This is a genomic window from Paenibacillus sp. CMM36 (genome assembly GCF_053570945.1).
Genome location: NZ_JBSEDY010000002.1, coordinates 71,666 through 85,294 on the forward strand (window position 1 = coordinate 71,666; position 13,629 = coordinate 85,294).

Sequence of the window (13,629 nt, forward strand, 5' to 3'; positions counted from 1 at the left end):
TTGCGGTGATACAGCTGTAGCCCACTCACACCCTACAGCTGTATTCTTCCCTCCGCTACGATGCACTAAAATATAATAATTATTTCGATTCTTCATGCTCTATTTTGTACAGTCGCCACTGCCCGTCAAAGTCATGTACCAACGAGGCCCACGGCGCTCCCTTTTCGAATAAATCAGGATAGCTCCGGTTTACCTGATCCAGCGGTACCCCATCCACCAAGCGCGTGACCAAGACATAATCCACCTTGGAAGCAGGCAGATCTATTAAAGATTCCCCAAAATCATAATCACTCGTAATCATAAACTTCTTCGGAATTTTGCTGCTCAAAATGATCGGATAGGCGGCATAAGAATCTGTCAAAATAAGAGATGAACCATAATACTCATCCAGCCACGGCGCTATTTTCCGCTCAATAATTTGACGTTCGTAGCTTTCATTACCACTATGCGTCAAATAGCTGTGTTCATCTGCTGCAATCGCGGGGTTCGTCAGTGCGTAGGATAACAAGCCTGCTGTTACCAACATCCCTGCCGTTACCAGTGAGATTCCGATCCCCCGCATTTTCCCCTTCAACAGACTAAGCTCATACGGCAGCCAAGCAACCGTAATCGGGAATACATACATAAAATATCGGAACCAGCCAAACGAAGAATGCTTAAACATCAGTAAAAGCTGAAGCCCGGGTACCGATAAAAAGATTGCTAATAGCGTAAGCGTGCTCCAACTCCACAGACGTTTGTCCAATAGGCGTATAAGCAAAATGGAAATTAACGGAGCCGCATACCATAAGGTTCGTTGCCCGACAAACTTTAGCATCAGCACAGGGTGAGCAAACATTTCTACAAAGCGCTGATCCTCTAACAAAGCCGCTGATTGTGTGGAATTGGAATATTGCGAGCGTAAAAAGTAAAGCGGGTCGCCCATGATAATCCAGTTAAAAAAGAGCCACAGCAAACCGGAAAAGACAAGCGGCAGCAACAATAGAAGCCATGTCGCTTCTACCTTGTACAGGCGCTCTTTTAAAGACAATTGCGTTCTAACGCTCTCTCTGTTTGTACGCCACCGATGCAGAAAAAAGATCGTCAGCAATACACCCAAAGCCATCGCAACGCCAAGCGGAACCGCTTCATAGCGCACCCAAAAAGCGAGTGCAAGTGCAAAACCGGATACGATCAAATTCGCCGCCTTGCGATCCTTCAACCACATACAAAATCGACTCACTGTCAACAGGATGAAAAAGATATATGGCGAGTCACTTAAGCCGTTGAAGCCAAACAGAAACATAAATGGATTCAGTGAAAATAATAGCGCAATCAGCAAGCTGGTTGCACCGTGAAGCCCCAACTGTTTGCCCGTCGCATACAATAATGCCGCGCTCGCCCCTGCAAACAGGCTGCTCACAATCACTGCCGCCAGCCCGTGGGAAGCGAGTACTGGAAATAAAGGATAAAACAACAGCACGATCAGTTCCATCAAACTGGGCAGCGGATTCCATACAAACCCGATAGCACCCAAGTGTGGATCACGACTGTATAGCACATAAAATGCATTAGCCACTCGACTGAGCGCATCGGTATGCATATAGCCAAGATGCCATGCAAAATACACACCCACCGCCAGTTCAAGAGCAGCAATAAAAGCAAACAATGACAGCAATTTTCCGTGTTTTCTTAAAATCATGAAACCTCTTTCTGACGCTGTTGCGGAACGGAGAAGATCCAGTAGCGGTTCCAGAAATAATTATGAACAGGCACGATGATGGTAGTTAGTACTTCACCGATCAGATACGACCAACCGATCCAGTGAATGGTCGCGTACATCAGGGCGGCATTTAAGAGTAAGCCACAGGTACAGACCAATAAATATTTAAGAAACTGGGTGCGGCTTCCCTCACCGGTAGGCTCGAACGTCCAGTTTCGGTTCAGCACATAGGAAACGAGCAGCGTAACCACGAATCCTATTGTAGTAGCCATTACTGCAGGTACCGTAAACAGCTCCACCAGCAGCACAAGTACACCAACATGGATACCTGTACCCAGCAGTCCTACAATACCGTATTTAATGATTGGATACTTTAGATATGAACGTCTGATCATGTTGATTAAACTCCCTGTCCACCCACAATCGGTCAGCATTCGCCCGTTTATCTGCTATCAGATAGCGAGGTCTAGCTTTGACTTCGTGATATATGGCGGCAATATATTCTCCTACTACTCCGATCGACAGCATGAGTACACTGCCGATAATCAAGAGCAGCAAAATGACAGTGGTAAAACCGGTCACAGCGTCACCCATTAATTTACGCATTAAGGTCTGAATCCCCAATACGACTGAAATCAGCATAAAAATGAGGCCCATTAGACTTACAACCCGCAATGGTACTGTCGAAAACGAAACGATCGCTTCTGCTGCCAGTCGAGTCAGCCCTAACGGACTCCAGCGGCTTGGACCCTCTTCGCGTGGAGCCACTCGGAAAGAAATCTGGGTTTTACGGAAACCGAGCCAGGCCGTCATTCCGCGAAAAAACGGCATCCGCTCTGGCATCGCCATCCAGGCATCCACCACTCGTCGATCCAGTAGCTTATAATCGGAGGCATCCTTGAGATTAAAGCCCGTCAAGCGGTTCAAGGTCGCGTAGAACAAAGAAGCTCCAAGCTTTTTGCCCACCGACTCTTCTCCCCGGAATTCTTTCACACATTCGACCAAATCATAACCTTCATTTTGCCATAAACGCACCATTTCTCCAATCATCTCAGGAGGGTGCTGCAAATCACCGTCCATGACAATGATTGCATCGCCAGAGGCATTTTCCAGACCTGCGCACAACGCCAGTTCCTTACCGAAGTTCCGACTCAACCGGAGCGCGAGCAAAGAGGGCATTCGATGGGATAATTCAGACAATTTAAGCCACGTATCGTCCTTGGAACCATCATCTACAATGATGAGTTCATAGCGTGAGGTGACAACAGACAGTACCCCATCAATCACCTTAAGCGAACGCTCAAGATGCGAGCTTTCATTGTACATGGGAATGACGACGGATAAAAAAGGTGTTTTTGTCTCCATTCTTGCTCCTTCTTTCTTCATATTCAGGAGGACTGTGCCGGGGTATCATCCAAGTCGTGCATATCGGTCAGACCATGTGTCGTCTTTTCCCAATAGAACGGCTTGGTAATGAGCTGCCAAGCTGCTTTCACCGCAGCTATACTCATTAGTACCCAATATAACGGCGAGAGTAGCCCATATTTGACCATCGCGTATGAAAATGTTCGTTCACCGCGCTCTTCCAGTTCCCCGATGACCCAATACATTCCGGCCACGTTACTGAATACGAACAGAAAGTTACCGATATAAAATTCCGCGCTGGCCAGGTAATACACATATCCCGGGAACAGCTTGGGAATAAAGGACAATTCCCAGCCAAACCATAAAATAAGCAAGCCCCAAAAAATCGGATTCAGCAACGGCAACATTGGAGTTGCCAAAATCATCACCTGAAAGCCGAAAAAACCTTTCCAGCCCACTTCGCGCACCAGCTTCACCGGATTGCGCATATGAACCAGCCACGTCTGCATATACCCCTTGATCCAGCGTGACCGCTGACGAATCCAGTTGCCCACGCGGCTGTTAGCTTCCTCCCATGTACGGGAATCGACAATAGCAGTTTTGTAGCCGCCTTTATACAGACGTATGCCCAGATCGGCATCCTCGGTTACATTATAGGGGTCCCACGCATTAATATCTTTCAATACAGATACCCGAAAATGATTGGATGTGCCACCTAAAGGAATTGGGGTATCTAACTGCATAATACCCGGCAGCAGTAGCTCGAACCACATACTGTATTCTTGAGTGAACCAGCGGGTCAGCAAATTTTGTGTACTATTAAAGTAGTTGAGCTTCGCCTGAATACACGCATAATGCTCAGGGAGTGAATCGAACGCTGCAATGACCTTTTTAAGCTGATCAGCGTCGGGACGATCCTCAGCATCGTAAATCACGACAAACTCGCCACGTGCCCGAATAAGTCCATAATTACATGCCTTCGGCTTGGTTTTCGGCAAACCGTCTGGAACGACCAGTGTCGTGTAATAGGCCGGCAGCTTCATTTCCCGAAGTAGCTCGATCGTCTCAATGTCATCCTCTTCAATCAGCAGCCGCACGTCCAGCTTGGACTTGGGATAATCCAGCTGCTCCAAATTTCGCAACAACATCGGAAGCACGCCCGCTTCCTTATACATAGGTACAAGAATGGTATAGATCGGCAGTTTCTTTTCATCCATGGCGTCAACCTCTTCCTTCGTAAAACGAAGCTGCGCCCCACGCCGGGAACCAAGATAAATAATGCCAAATTTAAATAGCGTCATCGCAAAATAAAACAGCTGAATCATCATATTGATGATCAACACCGTTTTCCAACTGTTCCAGAAGAGACCGAGCAGTGTAATCATACCCATGGCTGCGAACACCCAAAGTTGTCCCTTTGTAAAAGTCGTCCGCGCCGAATTGTGCGGTTCTTTTTCCAACAGCCCGGTCGTGCTCTCCTGCATCATTTCTTCACCGTAGATTTTACCCCAGAGCTGCTCCATCTCTTCCTTCGTAGCAAGCACCTGCTCTACCGGCATACCCAGAATTTCCTCCAGCTTCAAGCGTCGCTCTTCTGGCAGCGGATCGCTGACCGCCACAATATATCGGTTCATATATTGATGGATAACGACCACGCCATAAGCCATTGCCACTTGCTCGGGTAGTTTGTACGCCGCATCCAGCGCGAGTTCCTCACCAATACGCCCGATCCGGTTCTGTGTAGCAATCGCGCGGTACAAATCCGCAGGTTCCAGCATTTGCAATGACAGCAAGATGTCGCCCAGCAGCCCGCCGCTCTTCGCCTGGAACTCCAGTGCGCGTTCCAGTTGTTCCGGCAATATATAACCGGAACGAACCAGCATATCGCCTAGGCGCTCCTTGGACTCGTCGCCGCCAACCTGTTCCTGTAGCTGCTCGGCTGTAATGAAGCCCATTTCTACAAGAATATCGCCCAGCCTACCACCGTAGCGCTTCTGGTTGCGGATGGCATCTGTCAGCTGATCGCGGGTGATCATCCCGTTCTCCACCAGTTGATCCCCCAGACGGGCCTTGCCGTTTCGGCCGCTCCGCGTTCCTGTTGCTGCCTCTTCGCCTTCCGTACCAGGGATACTGGAAGCAGTGACCATAGCAGCTCCTGCTGCTGTCTGTTCCTGGCCAGATGCATATTGGACTTGAGCCTCCTGCGCCTGTCCATCCTGTATCCCTTCATCCAGCAATTGTTCCACAGCTGCTGCTGTATCATTGGCGTTCCGTATAGCCTCGATACGAAGTTCTGTATCCTGAAGTCGCCGTTCCAACTCTTCGATATGAAAATCAAGCTTGTACAGCACCGGAGCCTGCTCTGCCCGCTGAGCCTCTAGCTGTTGTTGCAGTTGTTCGATTCGCTGACGCTCTTCTTTTATTCTTCTCTTGGTTTGGCGAATTGAAACTCCTCCAACCTGCCACCTAAGCTTGTCACCCATGAATTCCCGCCCTTTCAATCCAGCGCCGCTCTTCCGCAAGCGCATCTGCAAGCAGCTGCTTTAACTCCGCATCCCGCTGCTTTTTCCGTTCCAGCGCCGCGTGAAAAAGTTCCCGCTCCTCGCGCAGTAACTCCTCCGCTTGTATCCGTTCCTCATGCAATGAAGATATCAGTTGATCGGCTTCAGAAGCGCGATAACCGATCCAAGCGCTCTTTAACTGACGCGCCGTCCTTTTAGTTCTCATAATACCTCCCTGAATCATCCCGACTCTGCCTTTTGCTACGTCACTACTTTAAAGCATATACATGCCGTTCTCCCAAAACCAGGACATACCTCTATTCTCATTCAAGCCCTTCATTTACACATTTATGAAATTCACTTGACCAAAAGAGCCCCTAGTAACTTGACATTTATTTATTGAATATAGTTCTTGTCCTATTGAATTGGTAATTCAATGAAAAACTTAGTGCTATTCTACCATAATCACCGTAGACGTAGTATACAAAAATGTAAATTCTAGAAACTTTCACACTAGTGTAGTAATAGGTATTTGGAACTATGAATTAATGCCCCAAAAAGCACAAAAGACACCGCGAACGGTGCCTTAGAATCTTTGATTGCTAATTCCTTAAAATTTGATTTTACACAGTATACGGCTACTGTGCAAGAGAATAATATCTTTCTTTACTGATTAATTTTTCGGCTTGTGCCCTTCAAACCATGTTGATGTATTCGCCAGGAGCTGTTCACTGCGCCCAATGGCTGCCTGTACCTGACCGGTAGCGGTTCCACCATATACATTCCGTGCATTCACTACCGCTTCCGGTTGAAGTACCTCATAGATACGCTCATCAAACAGATCCGAAAACTGCTGAAATTCGTCCAGTGTCAGATCAAGCAAATATTTTCCATGCTGGATGCAATACAGTACGGTTTTGCCAATGACCTCATGCGCCTGACGGAACGGAAGCCCTTTGCCGACCAAGAAGTCCGCAATATCCGTTGCATTGGAGAAGTCCTGGTTGACCGCTTGACGCATGCGATCCTTGTTCACCTTCATCGTGGCGATCATCGGTGCGAACAGTTGCAAGGCTCCTTCCAGCGTGGCAACGGTATCGAACATCCCTTCCTTGTCTTCCTGCATGTCCTTGTTGTATGCCAGCGGCAAGGATTTCAATACAGTCAACAAGCCCACGAGGTTTCCATAGACACGTCCGGTTTTACCACGTACCAACTCCGGTACGTCCGGATTTTTCTTCTGCGGCATAATGCTGCTGCCTGTACAAAAAGCATCATCCAGCTCGACAAAACCAAACTCCGTGCTGCTCCATAGCACCAATTCTTCGCTCAGACGAGACAAATGCGTCATAATCAGCGAGGCGCCAGCCAGGAACTCTACGATAAAATCCCGATCGCTGACGGCATCGAGGCTATTTTCATATACGCCATCAAATCCCAGTTGCTCGGCTACAAAATGACGGTCGATCGGAAAAGTGGTCCCGGCCAAAGCACCCGCGCCAAGCGGCAACACGTTAATCCGCTTGTAGCTGTCTTTGAGTCGGTCAATATCACGCTCCAGCATAGACACATACGCCAGCAGATGATGTGCAAATAAAATAGGCTGCGCACGCTGCAAGTGTGTGTATCCAGGTACAATCGTGTCCAGATTATCCTTTGCTTGGCCGATTAATGCAGATTGTACATCATGCAGCATACCCACCAGCGATACCACACGTCCACGCAAATACAAGTGCATATCCGTTGCTACCTGATCGTTACGGCTACGCCCAGTGTGTAGTTTACCCCCCACTGGACCAATAGCCTCGATTAGATTTTTTTCGATATTCATGTGAATATCCTCATCCGAAACGGAAAATTCAATTTCCCCACGGCGGATACGCTCCAGAACGGTGTGCAGTCCTTCCTTGATCGTGTCTGCATCCTCCTGCGGAATAATTCCACATTTTCCTAGCATGGCCACATGAGCCAAACTGCCTTGAATATCTTCTTCCGCCAACGCCTGATCAAACCCGATAGAAGCCGTATATTCCTCTACCAGCTTGTTCGTTTGCTTCGTAAACCGTCCGCCCCATAGCTTACTCATTGTATGATCCCCTCTCTGCAATACAAGCCGCCCTCGTCGTTTGGACAAGAACGGCCCGCATCCCGTACATTTTTTAGGTTACATCATTATTTATGATTTTGTGTTACACCCGCGTTAACCTTCAAACGCAGAGCATTCAAGCGGATAAAGCCTGTTGCATCGCCTTGATCGTAGGCTTGTGTCGGATCGGCTTCCATGGTCGCAATGTCCGGATTGTACAAGCTAACCGGACTTTTAACGCCTGCGCCGATAATGTTGCCTTTGTACAGCTTCACGCGCACGGTACCACTGACATTTTTCTGACTCTCATGAACCAGAGCCTGCAAAGCGACACGTTCCGGTGCGAACCAAAAACCGTTGTAAACCAAGGTAGCATAACGGGTAATCAGACTATCACGCAGATTCATAACCTCGCGATCCATCGTGATGGATTCCATTTTGCGGTGAGCTGTGAACAGGATCGTACCGCCCGGCGTCTCATAGACTCCCCGACTTTTCATACCAACAAAACGGTTTTCCACCATATCCACGCGTCCGATACCATGCTTGCCGCCGAGCTCATTCAGTTTTTCCATCACTTGCAATGGACTAAGCTGTTCTCCGTTCAAAGCGATGCAGTTACCTGCTTCAAATTCCAACTCCAAATATTCTGCTTCATCAGGAGCGTCCTCAGGCGCGTTACTGAGCAAGAACATTTCTTTATTTTCAGGAGCACTTGGATCAAACCAAGGGTCCTCCAGCACGCCGCTTTCATAGCTGATATGCAGCAGGTTACGGTCCATGGAGTATGGCTTGGCTGCAGAAGCAGTTACCGGAATGTCGTGTTTTTCCGCATAGGCAATCATTTCTGCACGGCCCGGGAACTGATTGCGGAACTCTTCCAGCCGCCAAGGTGCAATCACCTTGATATCCGGCGTCAACGCCGCCGCGTTCAGCTCGAAGCGTACCTGATCGTTACCTTTGCCTGTTGCCCCGTGAGCAATGGCTGTTGCTCCCTCGGCAATCGCAATATCGACCATCCGCTTAGCGATCAATGGACGTGCAATACTCGTTCCGAGCAAATATTGTCCTTCATATAAGGCACCCGCCTGAAACATCGGATAGATAAAATCCTTGGCGAATTCATCACGCAGATCATCAATGTACACTTTGGAAGCCCCTGTAGCGAGTGCTTTTTCCTCCAAACCGTCCAGTTCTTCTTTTTGACCAATATCTGCGGTGAAAGCGATGATTTCAGCATCATAAGTTTCTTTGAGCCATTTCAGAATAACCGACGTATCCAGACCGCCGGAATATGCGAGTACGATTTTTTCTTTTGCCATTGTTAAAGTCCTCCCCGAATGCTTCTAGCCTTTATCTTCTTTACCTATCAATACCTATCAATCTTATGCCATTAAAGCAACTAACAGCGCTTTTTGCGCATGCAGACGATTTTCTGCTTCATCAAAGATGACCGAATTCGGACCATCAATTACGCCTGCGCTCACTTCTTCCCCACGATGCGCAGGGAGACAATGCAGGAATAAATAATCCGGCTTTGCCAGCTTGACCAGCTCTTCATTCACCTGAAAGTCGGCAAAAGCAAGCTCCCGCTCCTTCTGCTCTTCCTCAAACCCCATGCTCGCCCACACATCTGTGTAGATCGCATCCGCATCTTGTACTGCTTCCTGCGGACTTTGGGTTATAACGATCTCACTACCTGTCTGTTTGGCAATTTCACGGGAAGCTGCGACCACACTCGGGTTAGGCTCGTATCCAGCTGGACTTGCAATGGAGACATGCACTCCGAGCTTCGCTCCACCAATCAAGAGAGAATGCGCCATATTGTTGCCGTCTCCGATATAAGCCAATTTGAGCCCTTTTAGCTTGCCCTTTTGCTCATACAAGGTTTGATAATCAGCTAGCACTTGGCACGGATGCGCCAAATCACTCAATCCATTGATCACAGGAACGGATGCATAACGTGCCAACTCTACCACATTATCGTGCCCAAAGGTACGAATCATAATGCCATCCAGATACCGTGACATGACTTGGGCCATGTCGCTAATCGGTTCGCCGCGTCCCAGCTGGATGTCATTTTTGCTGAGGAAAAGAGCATGCCCGCCCAATTGATACATACCGACTTCAAAAGATACCCGTGTACGTGTAGAGGATTTCTCGAAAATCAGTCCGAGCGTTTTCCCTTTTAGCGGCTGATAGGTTTCCCCGTTTTTATGCTTACGCTTAATTTCAACAGCGAGATCAATTAAATACTGGATTTCTTCTGGCGAGTAATCGTCCAGCTCCAGGAAGTCCCGTCCTTTCAAATTCATCTGCTGCAGTGCGCCGCCCTGGCTCATGCTATCGTCTCCTTTTACACTCTAGTCTGGGATGATTTGATCTTTACACTAAGCCACATGCTCCCGAATCAATTCAGCAATCCATGTTACAGCCTGATCTATTTCGTTTTTCGTTACATACAAGTTAGGCAACAGGCGAATCACATTCGGTCCTGCTGTAATGAACAGAATGCCCTTCTTCTGTCCTGCCAAAACAAGCTCCGCTACCGGCTCTGCACACTCAATGCCGACCATCAAACCTTTTCCACGGATATCCTTTACAAAAGGACTATCTCCAAGCTGCTTTTGCAGGCTATGGAAGAGGTAATCTCCCATCTCTGCTGCACGTTCTGGCAGCTTGTCATCAATAATCGTTTCAATAGTAGCTTGAACCGCCGCCATAGCAAGTGGCGTACCTCCAAAGGTAGAACCATGACTGCCCGCTGTGAACGCTTCACGCAAATATCCTTTGCCTAGCATCGCACCCACAGAGAAACCACTGCCCAGTCCTTTCGCCAATGTAAAGATATCTGGCTCTATACCATAATGCTCAAAGGAAAACAGCTTGCCCGTCCGTCCCATACCTGTTTGCACTTCGTCAATGATCAGCAGCAAACCATGCTCGCGGCATAGCTTGGTGATCACGTCTACGAAAGCAGGGTCTACCGGATACATGCCGCCTTCGGCCTGCACCATTTCCAGCATAATTGCCGCCGTATGCTCACTGATGGCTGCTTCAAGCGCCGTCTGATCATGAAGCGGAACGCTTTTGAATCCGGCGGGAAGCGGTAAAAAGCCTTCTTTCACTTTGTCCTGACCCGTAGCGGTCAAGGTTGCCAGCGTCCGTCCGTGAAAGGATTGCGTGAACGTAATGATTTCGTAGCGACCGGTCTGCTTTACCTTCTGGTGGTAACGACGCGCCAGCTTAATTGCAGCTTCGTTCGCTTCGGCCCCGCTGTTGCAGAAGAACACGGCATCTGCGCTGCTATGGGCTGTCAGCAAGGCAGCTGCCCGTTCCTGTCCCGGTATATGAAACAGATTGGATACATGCCACAATTCATCGATCTGTTTTTTCAATCGTTCAACTACTGCTTGAGGCGCATGGCCCAAATTAGTAACGGCGATGCCTGACATGAAATCCAGATAACGCTTGCCCTGATCGTCCCACAGCCAGCTTCCTTGCCCTTTCACCAGTGTAAGCGGGTATCTTGCGTAGTTTGGAAAAAGAGAGCTATTTGTCTGCGTTTTTGCCGGCTCCATTTCCGCTTGCACTCCACTTCCATCCGTACTTGGCATTTCCTCGCTCACCAGCGTATTCGGTTCCTTACTCATTATGTTCACGCTCCTTTATCGTTTGGTTATATAGGTCGAGCTATATATATTACAATTACTGCATACGCACGATGCGTGTTCCAACCGATTCTCCGCCTAGCACACGACTTAGTACCTGCGGTTCGCTACCGTTCACAATGACGACTTCCTTCACTTTGCCGTGGATACAGGCAATAGCCGCTCTCACTTTCGGGATCATACCCCCATATATTTCACCTGTGCTAATCATATCCTCAATTTCCTGTACGGTGATAGAGTCCAGCACTTTCTTTTCTCCGCCATACTTCTTCAATATGCCTGGTACATCTGTAACGACGATCATCCGACTGACCCCCAGATGAGAGGCTACCGCACCCGCCGCTGTATCCGCATTAATGTTGTAACGCTGACCAGATCGATCAATCCCGATGGGGGCAATAACAGGCATATAGTCCATATCCAGGACACCTGTAATAATCGAGGCTTGAACAGATGTTACCTCTCCGACCCAACCGACCTCAGCAGCATTCGACACAGGCTTGGCTTCGATTAAATAACCATCACTACCTGACAACCCCAACGCTCGGCCCCCATGCAGCCCTATTCTACGTACTATCTGCTTGTTAATGCTACCCGCCAGCACCATTTCCACGACATCCAGCACGGGTTCGGTCGTTTTGCGTAATCCATGAATGAACTCTGTTTCAATCCCCAGCTTCGCCAAGTTGTCGGAGATCGCAGGGCCACCGCCATGTACAATGACAGGTTGAAGACCTTCCGACTGCAAACGCGCCAAATCTTCAAAAAAGGAATCAGGTAACGCAGCCAGCGTACTTCCTCCGCATTTCATCACAAAATTACGACGTGCCACTCCCGCATGATTCGCTTGATCCGCGTGTTCCACTGCCGATTGCATATCATCTCTCCTTTTCTTCTCTGCATATCCGTGCAGTTTTCAAATGATGCTGGACTTACATCCGCTCGTTGCTTCTATCAACTACTGTCCTTATTCAATCCGTATTTTATTCGGGTATCTATGTCCGATAAGCAGCGTTAATCCGCACATAATCATAGGTTAGGTCACAGCCCCATGCTGTAGCGATTCCGTCCCCGTGATGCAAATCAACAATAATTTGCACCGTATCTCCCCGCAAATAGGCTAGCGCCTCTTCTTCGTCAAAAACGACCGGACTCGATTGGCTTAGCACAACAATATCACCCAAGCGAATATCTACCGTATCTGGATTAACCGGCTCTCCGGCACGACCTACGGCCGCAATAATCCGTCCCCAATTCGCATCTGCTCCGAAAACAGCTGACTTGACCAGACTGGACCCAACCACTGTCTTAGCTATCGCTTGAGCGGACGCATCGCTTACCGCTCCGCTTACAGACACCTCTACTAGCTTCGTAGCACCCTCTCCATCGCGAGCAATTGCCTTCGCCAGTTCTCGGCAGATATAGGTAAACGCCTCGGCAAAAGCGTCCCAATCGGGATGCCCTACGTGCAGCTCACGATTGCCTGCCAGCCCACTTGCCATAGCAATCAGCATATCGTTCGTGCTCGTATCCCCATCCACCGTAATCATATTAAAGCTGGTATCCGTTGCCTGCTTTAATAGTTGATGAAGCGCCGTCTGTCCGATTACTGCATCACAGGTCATAAAAGCGAGCATCGTTGCCATATTCGGATGTATCATGCCCGATCCCTTGGCCGCCCCGGCGATGTGCACGGTCACACCGTCCACTTCAACCGCCACACATGCTTCCTTTTTAACCAAGTCCGTTGTCAGAATGGCTTGGGTAAATTGCTCTGCTCCATCGTTTGCCCCGTTCATACGGTCAGGTAAGGATGATATACCTTCAAGCACACAATCCATTTTCAAATGCTCGCCGATCACGCCTGTCGAGGCGACGGCTACATTGCTCTCAGCAACACCCAGTTCATGAGCCGCAGCCGAACGCATAGCGTAAGCATCCTGCTCTCCTTGTTGTCCCGTGCAGGCATTGGCGTTTCCGCTGTTCACCACTACTGCCTGCAATCGACCATCTGCCAAGCTCTCGCGGGTCACCTTCAGCGGTGCAGCCTGAAACACATTGGTGGTGTACACCGCAGCAGCTGTCGCTTCTACCTCGCAACGAATCGCGCCAATATCGTTGCGGTTCGAATTTTTTAGCCCGCAGTGTAATCCGCCGGCTGTAAAACCACGCGGAGTTACGATGTTCCCCCCGTTTACTACTATAAACTCTACTTTGCCCATAATTATGTGCCCTCGTTCGCAACATATTCGATGAATGACAGCTGTTTGTATTCCAAATTCCCGCTTGCTGCCGTTATCCGTA

Annotated in this window: 11 protein-coding genes; all 11 read right to left on the reverse strand. The window is 48.9% G+C overall.

Annotated elements, in window-relative coordinates:
- Positions 1 to 79: 79 nt before the first annotated feature.
- Positions 80 to 1,681 carry an ArnT family glycosyltransferase gene (locus ACWA2B_RS04375; RefSeq protein ID WP_069010683.1) on the reverse strand — a complete coding sequence of 534 codons (1,602 nt, stop codon included), beginning with the start codon at positions 1,679 to 1,681 and terminating at the stop codon, positions 80 to 82.
- Positions 1,678 to 2,097 (reverse strand): GtrA family protein, encoded by a 420-nt coding sequence (locus tag ACWA2B_RS04380; protein WP_342434549.1) that lies wholly within the window; start codon positions 2,095 to 2,097, stop codon positions 1,678 to 1,680. Before ACWA2B_RS04380 ends, ACWA2B_RS04375 begins: the two co-directional genes overlap by 4 nt.
- On the reverse strand, positions 2,060 to 3,067 hold the full coding sequence (locus ACWA2B_RS04385) for a glycosyltransferase family 2 protein (protein WP_029514557.1): 1,008 nt from the start codon (positions 3,065 to 3,067) through the stop codon (positions 2,060 to 2,062). The genes ACWA2B_RS04380 and ACWA2B_RS04385 overlap by 38 nt, the downstream gene beginning before the upstream one ends.
- 23 nt (positions 3,068 to 3,090) lie before the next feature.
- Positions 3,091 to 5,550 (reverse strand): glycosyltransferase family 2 protein, encoded by a 2,460-nt coding sequence (locus ACWA2B_RS04390; RefSeq protein ID WP_069010682.1) that lies wholly within the window; start codon positions 5,548 to 5,550, stop codon positions 3,091 to 3,093.
- Positions 5,543 to 5,794: a hypothetical protein gene (locus tag ACWA2B_RS04395; protein WP_029514559.1), complete on the reverse strand. Its 252-nt coding sequence runs from the start codon at positions 5,792 to 5,794 to the stop codon at positions 5,543 to 5,545. Before ACWA2B_RS04395 ends, ACWA2B_RS04390 begins: the two co-directional genes overlap by 8 nt.
- Before the next feature lie 447 nt (positions 5,795 to 6,241).
- Positions 6,242 to 7,654 (reverse strand): argininosuccinate lyase, encoded by a 1,413-nt coding sequence (gene argH, locus ACWA2B_RS04400; protein WP_069010681.1) that lies wholly within the window; start codon positions 7,652 to 7,654, stop codon positions 6,242 to 6,244.
- Positions 7,655 to 7,740: 86 nt separating this feature from the next.
- Positions 7,741 to 8,976, reverse strand: a complete 1,236-nt coding sequence (locus ACWA2B_RS04405; RefSeq protein ID WP_069010680.1) for an argininosuccinate synthase — start codon at positions 8,974 to 8,976, stop codon at positions 7,741 to 7,743.
- Between the two features lie 63 nt (positions 8,977 to 9,039).
- Entirely contained in the window at positions 9,040 to 9,996 is a 957-nt protein-coding gene (argF, locus tag ACWA2B_RS04410; RefSeq protein WP_039271452.1) for an ornithine carbamoyltransferase, read from the reverse strand.
- A 48-nt stretch (positions 9,997 to 10,044) separates the two neighbouring features.
- Positions 10,045 to 11,307, reverse strand: a complete 1,263-nt coding sequence (locus ACWA2B_RS04415; protein ID WP_449291739.1) for an acetylornithine transaminase — start codon at positions 11,305 to 11,307, stop codon at positions 10,045 to 10,047.
- Between the two features lie 55 nt (positions 11,308 to 11,362).
- Positions 11,363 to 12,202 (reverse strand): acetylglutamate kinase, encoded by an 840-nt coding sequence (gene argB / locus ACWA2B_RS04420; protein ID WP_449291740.1) that lies wholly within the window; start codon positions 12,200 to 12,202, stop codon positions 11,363 to 11,365.
- A gap of 118 nt (positions 12,203 to 12,320) precedes the next feature.
- The gene (argJ, locus tag ACWA2B_RS04425; protein WP_449291741.1) at positions 12,321 to 13,547 is read right to left on the reverse strand and encodes a bifunctional glutamate N-acetyltransferase/amino-acid acetyltransferase ArgJ; all 1,227 of its coding nucleotides are present in this window, start codon (positions 13,545 to 13,547) and stop codon (positions 12,321 to 12,323) included.
- Between the last annotated feature and the right edge of the window lie 82 nt (positions 13,548 to 13,629).